Annotated in this window: 21 protein-coding genes; 13 read left to right on the top strand and 8 right to left on the bottom strand. The window is 68.9% G+C overall.

Features of this window, described 5'->3' with window-relative positions; translation table 11 throughout:
* Positions 1 to 34: 34 nt before the first annotated feature.
* Positions 35 to 997 carry an aldo/keto reductase gene (locus EV671_RS15030; protein ID WP_132573123.1) on the bottom strand — a complete coding sequence of 321 codons (963 nt, stop codon included), beginning with the start codon at positions 995 to 997 and terminating at the stop codon, positions 35 to 37.
* Positions 998 to 1,005: 8 nt separating this feature from the next.
* Positions 1,006 to 1,773 (bottom strand): tetratricopeptide repeat protein, encoded by a 768-nt coding sequence (locus EV671_RS15025; RefSeq protein WP_165917581.1) that lies wholly within the window; start codon positions 1,771 to 1,773, stop codon positions 1,006 to 1,008.
* 138 nt (positions 1,774 to 1,911) lie between these two features.
* On the opposite strand from EV671_RS15025, the gene EV671_RS15020 reads away from it, so the two are divergent.
* The gene (locus EV671_RS15020) at positions 1,912 to 2,238 is read left to right on the top strand and encodes a polyhydroxyalkanoic acid system family protein (RefSeq protein WP_132573119.1); all 327 of its coding nucleotides are present in this window, start codon (positions 1,912 to 1,914) and stop codon (positions 2,236 to 2,238) included.
* Between the two features lie 36 nt (positions 2,239 to 2,274).
* Here the strand turns inward: EV671_RS15020 and EV671_RS15015 are convergent, their stop codons facing one another.
* Entirely contained in the window at positions 2,275 to 2,526 is a 252-nt protein-coding gene (locus EV671_RS15015; protein WP_132573117.1) for an acyl-CoA-binding protein, read from the bottom strand.
* A gap of 58 nt (positions 2,527 to 2,584) precedes the next feature.
* Here EV671_RS15015 and EV671_RS15010 point away from each other — a divergent pair, with 58 nt between their 5' ends.
* Positions 2,585 to 4,066: a wax ester/triacylglycerol synthase family O-acyltransferase gene (locus EV671_RS15010; protein WP_243655742.1), complete on the top strand. Its 1,482-nt coding sequence runs from the start codon at positions 2,585 to 2,587 to the stop codon at positions 4,064 to 4,066.
* A gap of 9 nt (positions 4,067 to 4,075) precedes the next feature.
* Here EV671_RS15010 and EV671_RS15005 read toward each other — a convergent pair whose 3' ends face one another.
* The 5 genes from EV671_RS15005 to EV671_RS14985 all read right to left on the bottom strand — a co-directional run bounded on the left by EV671_RS15005 (position 4,076) and on the right by EV671_RS14985 (position 7,175).
* Positions 4,076 to 4,429, bottom strand: a complete 354-nt coding sequence (locus EV671_RS15005; protein ID WP_132573115.1) for a hypothetical protein — start codon at positions 4,427 to 4,429, stop codon at positions 4,076 to 4,078.
* Positions 4,430 to 4,556: 127 nt separating this feature from the next.
* The gene (locus tag EV671_RS15000; protein WP_132573113.1) at positions 4,557 to 4,877 is read right to left on the bottom strand and encodes a hypothetical protein; all 321 of its coding nucleotides are present in this window, start codon (positions 4,875 to 4,877) and stop codon (positions 4,557 to 4,559) included.
* A 213-nt stretch (positions 4,878 to 5,090) separates the two neighbouring features.
* Positions 5,091 to 5,441 carry a hypothetical protein gene (locus EV671_RS14995; protein ID WP_132573111.1) on the bottom strand — a complete coding sequence of 117 codons (351 nt, stop codon included), beginning with the start codon at positions 5,439 to 5,441 and terminating at the stop codon, positions 5,091 to 5,093.
* Positions 5,442 to 5,717: 276 nt separating this feature from the next.
* Entirely contained in the window at positions 5,718 to 6,491 is a 774-nt protein-coding gene (locus EV671_RS14990; protein ID WP_132573109.1) for a tetratricopeptide repeat protein, read from the bottom strand.
* Between the two features lie 12 nt (positions 6,492 to 6,503).
* Positions 6,504 to 7,175: a TetR/AcrR family transcriptional regulator gene (locus EV671_RS14985; RefSeq protein WP_132573107.1), complete on the bottom strand. Its 672-nt coding sequence runs from the start codon at positions 7,173 to 7,175 to the stop codon at positions 6,504 to 6,506.
* 61 nt (positions 7,176 to 7,236) lie between these two features.
* Here EV671_RS14985 and EV671_RS14980 point away from each other — a divergent pair, with 61 nt between their 5' ends.
* From EV671_RS14980 to hisH, 11 genes are all read left to right on the top strand, one after another.
* Positions 7,237 to 8,160 carry an ABC transporter ATP-binding protein gene (locus EV671_RS14980; RefSeq protein ID WP_132573105.1) on the top strand — a complete coding sequence of 308 codons (924 nt, stop codon included), beginning with the start codon at positions 7,237 to 7,239 and terminating at the stop codon, positions 8,158 to 8,160.
* Entirely contained in the window at positions 8,157 to 8,912 is a 756-nt protein-coding gene (locus tag EV671_RS14975) for an ABC transporter permease (RefSeq protein WP_132573103.1), read from the top strand. Before EV671_RS14980 ends, EV671_RS14975 begins: the two co-directional genes overlap by 4 nt.
* A gap of 108 nt (positions 8,913 to 9,020) precedes the next feature.
* Complete coding sequence (locus EV671_RS14970; protein ID WP_132573101.1) at positions 9,021 to 9,260, top strand: BolA family protein; 240 nt, start codon at positions 9,021 to 9,023, stop codon at positions 9,258 to 9,260.
* Positions 9,257 to 9,928, top strand: a complete 672-nt coding sequence (hisG, locus tag EV671_RS14965; RefSeq protein ID WP_132573099.1) for an ATP phosphoribosyltransferase — start codon at positions 9,257 to 9,259, stop codon at positions 9,926 to 9,928. The genes EV671_RS14970 and hisG overlap by 4 nt, the downstream gene beginning before the upstream one ends.
* Positions 9,925 to 11,235 carry a histidinol dehydrogenase gene (gene hisD, locus EV671_RS14960; RefSeq protein ID WP_132573096.1) on the top strand — a complete coding sequence of 437 codons (1,311 nt, stop codon included), beginning with the start codon at positions 9,925 to 9,927 and terminating at the stop codon, positions 11,233 to 11,235. Before hisG ends, hisD begins: the two co-directional genes overlap by 4 nt.
* A gap of 24 nt (positions 11,236 to 11,259) precedes the next feature.
* Positions 11,260 to 12,114, top strand: coding sequence for a substrate-binding periplasmic protein (locus tag EV671_RS14955; protein WP_132573094.1), 855 nt, complete (start codon positions 11,260 to 11,262; stop codon positions 12,112 to 12,114).
* A 54-nt stretch (positions 12,115 to 12,168) separates the two neighbouring features.
* The gene (locus EV671_RS27025; RefSeq protein WP_207911171.1) at positions 12,169 to 12,387 is read left to right on the top strand and encodes a CopG family transcriptional regulator; all 219 of its coding nucleotides are present in this window, start codon (positions 12,169 to 12,171) and stop codon (positions 12,385 to 12,387) included.
* On the top strand, positions 12,384 to 12,812 hold the full coding sequence (locus EV671_RS14950) for a PIN domain-containing protein (protein ID WP_243655741.1): 429 nt from the start codon (positions 12,384 to 12,386) through the stop codon (positions 12,810 to 12,812). Before EV671_RS27025 ends, EV671_RS14950 begins: the two co-directional genes overlap by 4 nt.
* Positions 12,809 to 13,888, top strand: a complete 1,080-nt coding sequence (gene hisC / locus EV671_RS14945) for a histidinol-phosphate transaminase (protein WP_132573092.1) — start codon at positions 12,809 to 12,811, stop codon at positions 13,886 to 13,888. The genes EV671_RS14950 and hisC overlap by 4 nt, the downstream gene beginning before the upstream one ends.
* A complete protein-coding gene (gene hisB / locus EV671_RS14940; RefSeq protein WP_132573090.1) occupies positions 13,879 to 14,481 on the top strand; it encodes an imidazoleglycerol-phosphate dehydratase HisB in 603 nt (200 codons plus the stop codon). Before hisC ends, hisB begins: the two co-directional genes overlap by 10 nt.
* Entirely contained in the window at positions 14,478 to 15,125 is a 648-nt protein-coding gene (hisH, locus tag EV671_RS14935; protein ID WP_132573088.1) for an imidazole glycerol phosphate synthase subunit HisH, read from the top strand. The genes hisB and hisH overlap by 4 nt, the downstream gene beginning before the upstream one ends.
* Positions 15,126 to 15,132: the final 7 nt, after the last annotated feature.

Here is a 15,132-nt window from a genome sequence, read left to right as displayed (position 1 = left end):
TTCCGATCAATTGTGCTGGGAGGCCTTTTGTCATTCAAGGCAGGGCCTGCCCCCGCGCCGCCACATACAGCCGGTACCAATCCTCCCGGCTGAGCAGAATCCTCGTTGCGTCGCCACATGCCCGGATGCGTTCCGCATTCCCGCTGCCGATGACCGGCTGGATGCCCGCCGGATGCCGCAGCAACCAGGCCAGCAGCACGGCATTGGCCGTCGTGCGGTGCGCCTCGGCGATCTCGTGCACGACCTTGGCCGCGGCCGATGCGGCCGGGTCGTTGAAGCGCCCCTGCGCGAGCGAGCCCCAGGCCTGCAGCTGCACGCCGTGCTGCTGGGCGTACTCCAGCGTGCCGGCCCAGGCGGCCGCAACAGGGCGTGACGCCGCCTGCGGGTCGTTGAAGGTGGTTCCCACGTCGATGGCATCGAGCTTGGCCAGGCTCAGCTCCAGCTGGTTGGCGACCAGGGGCTCGGCGAGCGCCGTCTGCAGCCAGCGCATCTGGCCGGCGTGCATATTGGACACGCCCAGATGACCGACCTTGCCAGCGGCCTTGAGGCGTCCGAAGGCGTGGGCGATCTCGGCGGGCTCCATCAGTGCGTCGGGGCGGTGCAGCAGCAGGATGTCGAGGCGCTCGATGTCCAGGCGCTTCAGGATGCCGTCGACGCTGTGCTCGATGTAGGCGGCGCTGAGGTCGTAGCGGCCGACGTTGGCGTCGTCGGCGAAGCGGATGCCGCATTTGCTCTGCAGCCGGATGCGCGAGCGCAGGCCGGCGTCGCGCCTGAGCAGTTCGCCGAAAACGGCCTCGGCCTTGCCGCGGCGGTAGATGTCGGCGTGGTCGAAGAGCCTGACTCCGATGTCCAGCGCCGCCTCGACGGCCGCATGGGCCTGGGCGATGTCGGCCTCGCTGATGGGGCTGCCGCCCCAGTCGCCTCCGAGGGCCATGCAGCCGTAGACGAGGGGGCCGACGTCGGTCAGGTGGGCGGTCAGGGGCAGGGCGCGGGTCATGGAAGGGATCAAGCGGTGGAGGTGGGGCCGGCATCATGCGCCAGCGGCCCGCTGCCGCGCCAGCCGAACAGGCCGGCCAGGGCAGCCGCGAGGCCGGCGACGATCGCAGTGATGCTGGCCGCGCGCAGCAGCCGGCGCCGCTGCCGTGCGCTCAGGCGCGGCTTGCGCGCGGGGCGGTGGGCGAGGTCGTGCATCAGCGTGATCTCGTGCTGGCGTTCCTCGATGAGGTGGGGCAGGTCGTTGCCGTTCTCCAGCCGCCGTGCAAGGTCGCGCACGGCGTCCAGTTCGCGCTCGCGGATGCGCAGGCCGGGCGCCTTCAGCCGGCTGCCCAGGCTGCGCGCGCGCATGAACAGGGCCTTGGCGGCGAGATGGTCGACCTGGCAGCCCCAGCCGGCTTCCAGGCAGCTGGCGAGGTTGAAGCTGGCGTCGGCATGGCCGAGGGCAGCGGCCGCGGTGTAGAGGGCCACGCCGCGCGGCGCGTCGGGGTCGCCGCCCCAACCGCCGACGAGCATGCGGGCGAGGTGGAACTTGGCCGTCAGGCTACCTTCGGCGGACGCGCGCTCCAGCCGCTCGAGGGCCTGCACCGGGTCACGCGGCAGGCCCAGGCCTTCGAGCTGGCACAGGCCCAGCATGGCCAGGCCTTCGGTGTCGCCCGAGTCCGCCGAGACGCGGAACCAGTAGACCGCCTGCTCATGGTCGGGCTCGGGGGCGCGGAAGTAGGTCAGCCCCGCGTCGAGGGGGTCGAGTTTGTGCGGGGCCGGGTCGACAAGGCGCATGGTTCCTCCCTGGGCGGCGGCGGGCTTGGATGGCCCCGCTCTTGCCAGCGGCGCAAAGTATCGGCGCAAACGGCGGGTTGGGCGGCAGCGCGAGGCTTCTCGCGTAGAGTGCAGCGCACGACAGCAAGGAGGGCCGCCGTGGCCGAAATCCACATCCACCGAGACCACGACCTGGGCCTCAAGAAGGCCCGCGAGATTGCCTGGACCTGGGCCGAGCATGTCGAGCAGAAGTTCGACATGGAATGCACGGTGCTCGAGGGCAAGGACGAGGACACCGTGGAGTTCACGCGCAGCGGCGTGAAGGGCGAGCTGACCGTAACCGCCGACCATTTCGAACTGGTCGCCCAGCTCGGCTTCCTGCTCGGCGCCTTCAAGGCGAGCATCGAGAGCGAGATCGAGAAGGAACTCGACACGCTGCTGGCGGCCGGCAGCAAAAAGGCACCGGCCAAGAAAAAACCGGCCTGAGGGGCCGGTTGTTTCGAGGCGCCTGGCGGCGCCGGCTTACTTCAGGGACTCGATGAGGTCGATGTATTGCTGCATCGCGCCGTCGTTGCTCGTGCCCTTGAGCTCATTCCATGCATCCCACTTGGCGCGGCCGACCATGTCGGTGAAGCCGGGGCGCTTGCCGTCGACGTCGCCGGCGCTGCCTTGCTTGTACAGCGCGTAGATCTTCAGCAGCGTCATGTTGTCCGGACGCTCGGGCAGGTTCTTCGAATCGGCGACGGCGGCTTCGAACTGGTCTTTCAGGCTCACGGGGTTCTCCAGGCTGATTCGTGGGGTTCGACTTGGTGACAATCAATCGAACGGCCCCATGAGTTTAGGCCGCAAGAACGACGCATCCGAGGAGACCGATTTGGGCCAGATCAGTGAACGCATGTCCAAGGTGGATACCGCCTGGCTGCGCATGGACACCGAGGCCAATCTGATGATGATCGTCGGGGTCTGGTCCATCCGCCCCGGCATCACGCTGGCCGCCCTGCGCGAGCGCGTGGCCGAGCGGCTGCTGCAGTACCCGCGCTTTCGGCAGAAGGTCGTCGAGGATTCGCTGGCCGGCGCGCAATGGGTGGTGGATCGCGACTTCGACATCGCCCGCCATGTCGTCGCCGAGGTGCCGCTGCCGCTGCGCGGCCAGGGTCGCGACGAGGTGCTGCGCGAGCGCGTGGGCGAGCTCTGCTCCCAGCCGCTGGACCCGGCGCATCCGCTGTGGCAGTTCCAGCTCATCGAGGACATGGGCGACGGCAGCAGCGCGCTGATCGCCCGCATCCACCACTGCATCGCCGACGGCATCGCGCTGATCGCGGTGATGCTGTCCATCACCGACGGTGGCAAGGCGCCGCCCCGACGCGCGCCCCGCGCGGCCGAGGAGCACCACGAGGCGGACTGGCTGCTGGACGCCTTCCTGCGCCCGATGACCAATATGACGGTCAAGGCCATCGGCCTGACGGGCTCGGGGCTGTCCAAGGGTGTGGACGCGATGATGAGCGGTCATACGCCGATGGACTCGTCGCTGGAGATGGCCCGCATGGGCTATCAGGCCGTGTCCGACGTGGCCGCCTTCGCGCTGATGCCGGACGACTCGCACACGCGGCTCAAGGGCAAGCCCGGCGCGAAGAAGACCGTGGCCTGGGACGACAGCCTGGCGCTGGACGAGGTCAAGGTCGTGGGCCGTGCGCTGGGCGCGTCCATCAACGACGTGCTGCTGGCCTGTGCGGCCGGCGCCATCGGCCGCTACCTGGCCGACAAGGGCGAGGACCCGACGGGCAAGGAGATCCGCGCGATGGTGCCCGTCAACCTGCGCCCGCTGGAGCAGGCCTGGCAGCTGGGCAACCGCTTCGGCCTGGTGCCGCTGGTGCTGCCCATCGGCATCGCCAACCCGGTGGAGCGGCTGTTCGCGGTGCGGGCGCGCATGAACGAGCTCAAGGGCAGCTTCCAGCCGGTGATGGCCTTCGGCCTGCTGTCGGTGGCGGGCCTGCTGATCAAGCCGGTGCAGCACGCGATGCTGAACATCTTCGCGAAGAAGGCGACGGCCGTGATGACCAATGTGCCCGGCCCGGCCGAGGCGCTGAAGTTCTGCGGCTCGACGGTCGAGAAGGTGATGTTCTGGGTGCCGCAGTCGGGCGACATCGGCATGGGCGTCAGCATCCTGACCTATGCCGGCCGGGTGCAGTTCGGCCTCATCACCGACACGGGCCTGTGCCCCGATCCCGAGGCCATCATCGCGAACTTCGCGCCCGAGTTCGAGAAGCTGCTGCTGCTGGCACTGATGATGCCCTGGGGCCCGGACGCTGACTGAGCGGCCGTCTCACTTCCCCTTGGCCGGTGCCGATGCGCCGCGGGCGGGCTTCTTCGCCTTGGCCTTGCCGGCGGCCGTGGGGTAGGCCATGGCGACCATGCCCGGGTCGGCCTTCTCGAGGTAGGCCGCGTACTGAGCTTCGCCGCAGGGCTTGGCGTCGTTGTAGTAGTGGCTGTCGCCCTTGTAGCGCTCGCCGCTGAAGCTGGGCGCCTGACTGCCGCTGGGGGAGTAGGCGGCGTAGCTGGCATAGCTCTGCGCACAGCCCTCGCGCAGTTCGGCCTGGGCGCGCTCGGCGGGGGTGTCGGCGGCCGAGGCGGGCAGCATGGGAATCAGAGCGGCAAATGCGAATGCGATGGCTCTCATGGCTGACCTCCGTACGACAAGGTGGCGCTCATGAGGTTACGCCTGGCCCGGCGTAAATGCACGCGCGGCCGGCAAGGAAAAGGGCGCCGCAGCGCCCTGGTTCCCGAAGCGTCGGTATGGCGCCTGCTCAGCGGCGGCGCACCATGCTCAGGCTCGCCTCGGAGGCCGCGAAATCCATCTCGCCGGCGCGGCGCGCGCGCTCGATTTCGGCAACGACCTGGCTGCGCGTCATCGGTCCCGCCGCGGTGGGTTCGGAGGCCAGCAGTTTGTCGGGGTCGGCCATGGCGGTGCGGGCTTCGGCGTGCATCGGGCAGGCGTGGCCTGGCTGGGCCTGCGCGCAGGCCGTGTGGCTGGCGCTGCCCTGGGCGCTGTCCGGGGTCGTGGGGCTGCTCTGCTGGGCCAGGGCCTGGCCGCAGACGAGGGCGCCAAGGATGTAGAGGGTCTTCATGGGACCTCCTTGCGTGATGCCGCAGCGCCTGGGTTCAGGCGTTGCCCCGGCGCGCCGGGCGCCGGTGCATCAAGGCTAGGTGGCCCGGCAGTGCGCTTCAACGCCGGGCGGTCGCGGGCTACGCAGTTCTGAGGGAGGTCACCACGGGACTCGGGGGGAGAAAAAACAAAGGCGCCCATCGGGCGCCTTGCTGGTGCCGGAGGCCGGCGCGCTTCAGAGGCGGAAGGGTTCGGCCTTCTTCTTCGGAGCGGCCGGGCGGCCGGCGGCGGTCGGGTAGGCGGCCATCACCTTGGACGGGTCGGCCTTGTCCAGGTAGGCGGCGTATTGCTGCTCGGTGCAGGCCAGCAGCTTGCCCGGCCGGGCCTCGCCCTTGTACTTGCCGTTGGCATAGACGAACTGGTACTCGTTGGCGGCGACCGGCGTGCCGACGCTGCTGGTGTCGGCATGGCTCTTGGCGCACTCGGCGCGCAACTCGGCCTGCTCTGGCGTCGCGTTGTTGGCGGCCTGGGCGGCAGAACCCACGAAGGCGGTGACGGCAGCGAGGGCGGGGATCAGGAACTTCATGGCGCGGTCTCGTTGAGGGGGTGACGACGGAACGGAGCTTACGCCGCAGCGTGCCGGCCTGCATCCCCGGAAGCACGGGTGACGAGGCCGTGACATCCATCACGGATGGTCGCCGGCCTCGGTGTTTTCACCGCTTCCGCGCCGTCATGCCCAACGGCTTGCACGCCGTTGGGCCTTCGCAAGGCGTCTCGGTCCTTGTTCATGCCTTGCCGCGTGCAGGCGGCAAGGCCTTCGCAAGGCGTCGGACAGGACGCAGGTCCTGTCCTCGGTCCTTGCTCAGTCCTCGAGCTCCTCGCGCGCCAGCTCGATGTCCAGCAGCTCCATCGCATCCATCGCCTCGCAGGCGGCGGCGTCGGCATAGAGCTTCTCGGCCTCCTTCATGCGCTTGTCGCCCTCCAGCATGACGAGGCCGTTGGCGCGTTCGATCATCGCGATGGCGCTGCTCGGGTTGAGCTTCAGGGCCTGCTCGAACATCTTCAGCCCGGTGGCCGTGTCGGCGCCCTGGGTGCGGCCGAGCAGCTTGCCGACCTTGTCGATGACCTCGGCGTGGAAGGCGCCCAGCGCGATGTGGGCGTCGGCATGCTTGGGGGCGAGCGTGATCGTCGTCTCCAGCGCGTTCTTGACCTTGCTGCCCAGGCCCTGGGCCAGCGCCTTGGCCACGCTGATGCCCTGGCCGTAGCGGCCCAGCGCATAGGCCTGCCAGTACCAGGCATTGGGGTTCTTGGGCTCCTCGGCCTGCAGGCTTTCCGCGCGCTCCGAGATCTCCAGGAACATCTCCAGCTTCGCCTTCTCCTTCTTCTCGAGGTAGTTGGCGTAGATGCCCTGGGCCTTGTTGGCGACGGTGATGCCGGCGCCGCCCGCGGCCAGTCCGGCGTCGTAGGCGGCCTGGAACTCGCCGGCGTGGAAGTGGATCCAGGCCTGCTGGACCGCGGCGTCCTTGGGGAAGGGCTCGGCGTCGCCGGCGTGCAGCCGCGCCCAGTGCTTCTTCAGCGTGGCAGGCGTGTAGACGAAGGCACTGCTGTCATAGGGAAAGGCGGTCCACTTGGCCATCGCTTGTCTCCTTCAGGGTTGTGATGGGTGGGGCTGGTACTGGCCGGCCAGCTTGAAGAGGTGTTCCTTGGACGCCGGCTCGAGGTAGGGCAGCAGCAGGCTCAGCGCGTGGAAGGCGCCGCGCATCAGCGCTGCGCCGGCGCGGTCGGGCTCCAGCGCATGGCGCGGGTCGCGCACATATTCGTAGCTCAGCCAGTAGCTGACGACGACGACCATCGCGTTCGCCGTCGGCGCGGCCTCGCGCAGCTCCATCTTCAGCGCGCCGCCCAGGTGCAGGCCCGACAGCACATGGCGCATCGCATGCTCCTTGGCGGCGAGCAGGCTCTGGAAGTGGGTTTCGAGCCGGCGGTTCTTGAACAGCAGGTCGTTCAGGTCGCGGTAGAGGAAGCGGTGCCTCCAGATCAGCTCGAACAGCATGTGGAAGAACAGCCAGGCGTCCTCCACGTTGCGCACGCCCTCGGCCGCGGCCAGCAACTCGCCGAGCTCGACCTCGTAGCGGCCGAACAGCGCGTTGACCAGTTCGTCCTTGGCCGGGTAGTGGTAGTAGAGGTTGCCCGGGCTGATCTTCAGTTCGGCCGAGATCAGCGTCGTCGATACATTCGGCTCGCCGAAGGCGTTGAAGAGGCCCAGCGTGACCTCCAGGATGCGCTCGGCGGTGCGGCGGGGGCGTTTGGGCGTGGGCATCGCGGGTCATTCTGGCAGTGATCGGCGTCGATTTAGACGCAACTTTTAGAATTGCGCGCTTATGCCGAGCCCGACCTCATCGCCACCCGCCATCTCCTTCGAGAACGTCAAGAAGACATACCGGGGAGGGCAGGTCAGGGCGCTGGACGGCGTCAGCTTCGACATCCCCTGCGGCGAATTCTTCGGCCTGCTCGGCCCCAATGGCGCCGGCAAGACGACGCTGATCAGCGTGCTCGCCGGCCTGGCCCGGGCCACCGAGGGTCGGGTGCGCGTGATGGGCCACGACGTCGTCGACGACTACGCTGCCGCGCGCAAGGCGCTGGGCGTCGTGCCCCAGGAGCTGGTGTTCGACCCCTTCTTCAGCGTGCGCGAGTCGCTGCGCATCCAGAGCGGCTACTTCGGCGTGCAGGGCAATGACGACTGGATCGACGAGTTGCTGCACAACCTGGGCCTGACCGACAAGGCCGATGCCAATATGCGCCAGCTCTCGGGTGGCATGAAGCGGCGTGTGCTGGTGGCCCAGGCTCTGGTGCACCGCCCGCCGGTCATCGTGCTGGACGAGCCCACCGCCGGCGTGGACGTGGAACTGCGCCAGACGCTGTGGCAGTTCATCGCCCGCCTCAACAAGGAGGGCCATACGGTGCTGCTGACGACGCACTACCTCGAGGAGGCCGAGGCGCTGTGCCAGCGCATCGGAATGCTCAAGGCCGGCCGCATCGTCGCGCTGGACCGCACCTCGCAGCTGCTGGCCGGCACCGCCTCGACGATGCTGCGCTTCAAGACCGACGCCCAACTGCCGGCCGACATCGCGGCGCGGGCCCGCGTGACCGGCCGCATCGTGCAGGTCACCGCGCATGACGCCGCCGAGGTGGAGTCCACGCTGGCTGCGCTGCGCCAGGTCGGCTGCCCCGTCGAAGACCTGGAGATCGGCCGCGCCGACCTCGAGGACGTGTTCCTCGAAATCATGAATGGAGCCGCGGCATGAACGGCACATCCACCCTCTTCAGAAAGGAAGTGCTGCGCTTCTGGAAGGTCAGCTTCCAGACCGTCGCGGCGCCGGTGCTGACGGCCGTCATGTACCTGCTCGTCTTCGGCCACACGTTGGAGGACCACGTGAAGGTCTACGACAGCGTCCGCTACACGCAGTTCCTGATCCCCGGCCTCGTGATGATGAGCGTGCTGCAGAACGCGTTCGCGAACAGCTCGTCCAGCCTGATCCAGAGCAAGATCACCGGCAACCTCGTCTTCCTGCTGTTGACGCCGCTGTCGCCTGCGGCCTGGTTCGTCGCCTATGTCGGCGCTGCCATCGTGCGCGGCCTGGCGGTGGGGGCGGGCGTGCTGCTGGTGACGGCCTGGTTCGCGCCGCCGGGCCTGGACAACATCCTGTGGGTGCTGCTCTTCACCGTGCTCGGCGCCGGCCTGATGGGCACGCTGGGCCTGATCGCCGGCCTGTGGGCCGAGAAGTTCGACCAGCTCGCCGCCTTCCAGAACTTCATCATCATGCCGATGACCTTCCTGTCGGGGGTCTTCTATTCGGTGCATTCGCTGCCCGGCTTCTGGCAGGCCGTGAGCCACCTCAACCCCTTCTTCTACATGATCGACGGCTTCCGCCGCGGCTTCTTCGGCGTCAGCGACGTGTCGCCCTGGCTCAGCCTGGGCGTCGTCGGCGTGAGCTTCGCGGCCACGGCGGCCCTGGCCCTGTCGCTGCTGAAAAGCGGCTACAAGATCAGGGGCTGAGCCCACCCCCCGACGGACTTTGGCGGCTGCTTGATGGGATGCGAAGGGGTGTCTGAGGGCGAACCCCTAAAATCTCGGGTTTCTCCCGAGCTTTCGAGGACCGATTCAATGGCCGACCCGACCCCGCAAGAAGTGCGCGATTTCATTGCCGCAGGCCTGCCCTGCGCGCATCTGGAAGTCGAGGGCGACGGGCGACATTTCTTCGCCACCATCGTTTCGGCGGAGTTCGCGGGCCTCACGCGCGTCAGGCGCCACCAGCGGGTGTACGCGGCGCTCGGCGAGCGCATGCGCGAGCAGATCCATGCGCTGTCGATGAAGACGCTGACGCCCGAGGAGTGGACGCAATGAGCGCTGCCAGCCAAGGCCTGACCCTCGCCCTGTCCAAGGGCCGCATCTTCGAGGAGACGCTGCCGCTGCTGCGCGCCGCCGGCATCGAGGTGCTGGAAGACCCCGAGACCTCGCGCAAGCTCATCCTGCCGACCAGCCGCGAGGGTGTGCGCGTCGTGCTGGTGCGTGCCAGCGACGTGCCGACCTATGTGCAATACGGCGGCGCCGACCTCGGCGTGGCCGGCCGCGACGTGCTGCACGAGCAGGCCCTGGCCCAGGGCGGCTCTCACGGCCTCTACCAGCCGCTGGATCTGAAGATCGCCCGCTGCCGCATGAGCGTGGCGACGCGGGCCGACTTCGACTACGCCGCCGCCGTCAAGCAGGGCTCGCGCATCCGCGTCGCCACCAAGTACACCGAGATGGCGCGCCAGCACTTCGCCGACAAGGGCGTGCACGTCGACCTCATCAAGCTCTACGGCTCGATGGAGCTGGCACCGTTGACCGGCCTGGCCGACGCCATCGTCGACCTCGTCTCCACCGGCGGCACGCTGCGCGCGAACAAGCTGGTCGAGGTCGAGCAGATCATGGACATCTCCTCCCGCCTCGTCGTCAACCAGGCGGCACTCAAGCTCAAGCGCGACACGCTGCGCCCGCTGATCGACGCCTTCGCGAAGGCGGTGGCGGCATGAGCCTCGTCCGCCGACTCTCCACCGCAGACGCGGACTTCGCGGCCCGGTTCGAGCGCCTGCGCCACTGGTCGGCCGAGACCGATGCCGCCATCGAGGGCCGCGTCGCCGAGATCCTGGCCGATGTGCGAAAGCGTGGCGACGCCGCCGTGCTGGACTACACGGCCCGCTTCGACCGCGTGCAGACCGACAGCGTCGCCGCGCTGGAGATCGGCCAGGCCGAACTGCAGGCCGCGCTGGCCGTCATCAAGCCGGCCCAGCGCGATGCGCTGCAGGCCGCGGCGAAGCGTGTGCGGGCCTACCACGAGCGCCAGCTCGAGGCCTGCGGTCTCTCCTGGAGCTACCGCGACGAGGACGGCAACCTGCTCGGCCAGAAGGTCACGCCGCTGGACCGCGTGGGCCTCTACGTGCCCGGCGGCAAGGCCGCCTACCCGAGCAGCGTGCTGATGAACGCCATCCCGGCCCATGTCGCCGGCGTGCAGGAAATCATCATGGTTGTGCCCACGCCGGACGGCGTGCGCAACCCGCTGGTGCTGGCCGCCGCCGCCGTGGCCGGCGTGCACCGCGTGTTCACCATCGGTGGCGCCCAGGCCGTGGCCGCGCTGGCCTATGGCACGGCGGGCATCCCGCGCGTCGACAAGATCACCGGCCCGGGCAATGCCTATGTGGCCTCGGCCAAGAAGCATGTGTTCGGCCAGGTCGGCATCGACATGATCGCCGGCCCCAGCGAGATCCTCGTCATCGCCGACGGCACGACGCCGCCGGACTGGGTCGCGATGGACCTGTTCAGCCAGGCCGAGCACGACGAGCTCGCGCAGAGCATCCTGCTCAGCCCCGATGCCGCCTTCCTCGACGCCGTGCGCGCCAGCATGGAGCGCCTGCTGCCGGCGCTGCCGCGCGAGGCCACCATCCGCGCCTCGCTGCAGGGCCGCGGTGCGCTGATCCTGACGCGCTCGATGGAAGAGGCCTGCGAGATCAGCAACAGCATCGCGCCCGAGCACCTGGAGATCAGCGCCGCCGAGCCCAAAGCCTGGGAGCCGCTGCTGCGCCATGCCGGTGCGATCTTCCTGGGCGCCTACACCAGCGAGAGCCTGGGCGACTACTGCGCCGGCCCCAACCATGTGCTGCCCACGGCCGGCACGGCGCGCTTCTCGTCGCCGCTGGGCGTCTACGACTTCCAGAAGCGCAGCAGCCTTATCGAGGTCAGCGCCGACGGCGCCCAGGCCCTGGGCTGCATCGCCAGCGAGCTGGCCCACGGCGAGGGCCTGCAGGCCCACGCGCGGGCGGCCGAACTGCGTTTGAAACCCTGAGCGCCGCTCGGCCAGGCTGCGACGATGCCCCCACGCCGTCGTGAGCTGCTGATCTCCGCTGCCGGCCTCCCGCTGGCTGCTGCGCATGGGGCAGCGCGCCGCCTGCGCGTGCCGCAGGACCCGGCCGGCATCGGCCTGGAGCGCAGCCATCCCGCGCAGCTGCTCAGGCTGGCGCTGGCCGCGGCAGGCATGCCGGTCGAGCTGGAGCCTTCGCCCGAGTCGTTGACGCAGAAGCGCGCGATCTTCGAACTGGCCCGCAGCGGCGGCACGCTGGACGTGCTCTGGACGATGACCTCGGTCGAGCGCGAGCAGCAGGCCCGGCCGGTGCGCATCCCCATCTACCGCGGCCTCAACGGCTGGCGGCTGTTGCTGGCCTCCGCCGAGACCGCTGCCAGGATGCGCGAGGTCCGCACCCTGGCCGAGCTGCGGCGCTTCAGCCTGGTTCAGCGGCTGGAGTGGCCGGACACCAACATCCTGCAGGCCAACGGCCTCGACGTCATCGAGTCGGCCTCCTTCGACGCGATGTTCAAGCAGCTGCGCCTGGGCCGCGCCGACGCCTTCCCGCGCTCCGTCAAGGAGATCTGGCGCGAGCTGGAGCACCAGGGCCGGGGCCTGACCGTCGTGCCCGACATCTGCCTGCACTATCCGGCAGCCACCTACTACTTCGTCGCGCCCGGCAACACCGAGCTGGCTGCCGCGATCGAGGTCGGCCTGCAGCGCCTGCGCGTCAGCGGCGAGCTGGAGCGCCTCTTGCTGAAGCACCATGGCGAGGATCTCGCCCGTGCCCGGCTGGGCTCGCGCCGCGTCATCGAACTGAGCAACCCGCTGTTGCCGCCGCAGACGCCGCTGGACAAGCCCGAACTCTGGTATCGCACCTAGGTTTGCTTTGACACGAAGTTCGTGTAACACGAACTTCGTGATACTCTTCGGGCCATGAAGAACGTCACCGTGTCGATGGACGATGCCGTGGCCGAATGGGCCCGGCTGGAGGCCGCGCGCTGCAACACCAGCGTGTCGCGCCTGCTCGGCGAGTTGCTGGCCGAGAAGATGCAGCACGACGACGCCTACGGGCGCGCGCTGCAGGACTGGCTGCACCGCGAACGGTCATGGTCGTCCGACGGCCAGCCCTATCCCGGCCGAGGCGTGCTGTGACGGAACCCGTCTTCGTCGACACCTCCGTGCTGCTGTTCAGCGAGGATGGTGCGCGCCCGGTAGAGCGCGAGCAGGTGCTGGCCTGGTTGCGCGAGCTGTGGGCCACGCGCACCGGCCGCGTTTCTGTGCAGGTGCTGAGCGACTTCTATCTGCTCGCCACCCAGCGCGTGAGCCCGCCCATGCCCCAGGGCGACGTGCGCGCCGAGGTGCGCCGCTACCAGCACTGGCGGCCCTGGTCCGCGGACCAGGCCACGGTCGAATCCGCCTGGTCGCTGGAGAGCCGCTTCGGCCTGCCTTTCGCCGATGCCCTCGTCGTCGCAAGCGCCAAGGCGCAAGGCTGCACACGCCTGCTCAGCCTGGCCCTGCCGCACGAGGCCGTCTACGACAGCGTGCAGGTTCTCAACCCCATCGTCGCCGCGCCATGACCGACCGACTGCAGCAAGCCCTGCTCCGCATCCGCCCCGACGTGCGCGCTGCCCATGCCTACGCGGTCCAGCCCAGTGCTGGTGTGGTGAAGCTGGACATCATGGAGAACCCTTTCCGCCTGCCGCCCGAGCTGCAGCGCGAATTGGGGGAGCGCCTGGGCGCGGTAGCCATCAACCGCTATCCGGCCGAACGTACCGCCGAGCTGGCGGCTGCGCTTCGCATGCACGCGGGCGTGCCCTCCGACGTCGGCGTCACGCTGGGGAACGGCTCCGACGAACTGATTGGCCTGCTGACGCTGGCCGTGGCCCAGCCTGGCGCGGTGATCGTCTCGCCGACGCCCAGCTTCGTCATCTACCAGATGTGCGCCGAGCACCAGCGGCTGAACTTCGTCGGCGTGCCGTTGCGCTCGGACGACTTCGAACTGGACGAGGCCGCCATGCTGGCCGCCGTCGAGCGCCACCAGCCGGCCTTGGTCTATCTGTCGTATCCGAACAATCCCACGGGCAATCTGTGGGACGCGGCCAGCATCGAACGCATCGTCGCCGCCGCGCCAGGCCTGGTGGTGATGGACGAGGCCTACCAACCCTTCGCATCCAGCGACAGCCTCGCGCTGATGGCGCGCCACCCGCATGTGCTGGTCATGCGGACCATGAGCAAGTTCGGCCTGGCCGGCGTGCGTATCGGCTACCTGCTGGGCGCGCAGCAACTGGTGGAGCAGATCGAGAAACTGCGCCCGCCTTTCAACATCAGCGTGCTCAACGCAGAAGCCGCTCTGTTTGCGCTGGAACATGCCGAGGTCTACGCCGCTCAGGCCGCAACGCTGCGCGCCGAGCGCGAGCGTGTCTTCGAGGCGTTGAAGACTCTGCCCGGCATCACCCCTTGGCCCAGCCAGGGCAATATGATTTTGGCCAGAGTCGGCGACGCGGCGGCCACCTTTGCCGCGCTGAGAGCCCGGGGTGTTCTGATCAAGAACGTTTCCGCCGCCCACCCCTTGCTCGCCAACTGCCTGCGCATCACCATCGGCACACCGGACGAGAACACCCGCCTGCTGGCCGAACTGCCCGAATGCCTATGAACGCTCCCCGCATCGCCGAAGTCACCCGCAACACCCGCGAGACGCGCATCACGGTGCGCATCAACCTCGATGGCACGGGCCAGTCCAAGCTGCACACCGGCATCGGCTTCTTCGACCACATGCTCGATCAGATCGCCCGCCACGGCCTGATCGACCTGGACATCCACTGCGAGGGCGACCTGCACATCGACGGCCACCACACCGTGGAGGACGTCGGCATCACGCTGGGCCTGGCCGTGGCCAAGGCGGTGGGCGACAAGGCGGGCCTGACGCGCTACGGCCACAGCTATGTGCCGCTGGACGAGGCCCTGTCGCGCGTTGTCATCGACCTCTCAGGCCGCCCCGGCCTGCACATGGACGTGAAGTTCACGGCCGGCAGCATCGGCGCCTTCGACACCCAGCTGACCTTCGAGTTCTTCCAGGGCTTCGTCAACCACGCGCTGGCCACCGTCCACATCGACAACCTGAAGGGCCACAACGCCCACCACCAGGCCGAGACGATGTTCAAGGCCTTCGGCCGCGCGCTGCGCATGGCGACGACGCCCGACCCGCGCTCGGCTGGCGTGATCCCGTCGACGAAGGGCTCGCTGTGAGCCGCAGCGTCGCGGTCGTCGACTACGGCATGGGCAATCTGCGCTCGGTGTCGCAGGCCGTCATCCATGCTGCCGAGGGCCAAGGGTTCGACGTGGCCATCACCTGCGACCCGGAGGTGATCCGCGCCGCCGAGCGCGTCGTGCTGCCAGGCCAGGGCGCGATGCGCGACTGCATGGCCGAACTGGCCGCGTCGGGCGCCAAGGAAGCCGTGCTGGAGGCCGCCGCCACCAAGCCGCTGCTGGGTGTCTGCGTGGGCATGCAGATGCTGCTGGACCACAGCGAGGAGCAGGACACGCCGGGCCTGGGCCTGATCCCGGGCCGCGTGCAGCGCTTCCGCCTGGAAGGGCGGCTGCAGGAGGACGGCAGCCGCTACAAGGTGCCGCAGATGGGCTGGAACCGCGTGCACCAGCCGCGCCCCCACCCGGTCTGGGCCGGCATCCCGGACGAGAGCTGGTTCTACTTCGTGCACAGCTTCTACGCGACCACGGCGTTGCCTGAACACAGCGCCGGCGAGACCGACTATGGCCTGCGCTTTACCTGCGCAGTGGCGCGGGATAACATTTTTGCGACCCAATTCCACCCCGAGAAAAGTGCCGCGCTGGGCCTCGCCCTCTACCGCAACTTCCTGCACTGGAAACCCTGAACGGGTT

The organism is Roseateles saccharophilus (genome assembly GCF_004342485.1).
GTDB classification, from domain to species: domain Bacteria; phylum Pseudomonadota; class Gammaproteobacteria; order Burkholderiales; family Burkholderiaceae_C; genus Pelomonas; species Pelomonas saccharophila.
Note: the sequence above shows the minus strand (reverse complement) of the source record. Positions and strands in the feature narration are given on the sequence as shown.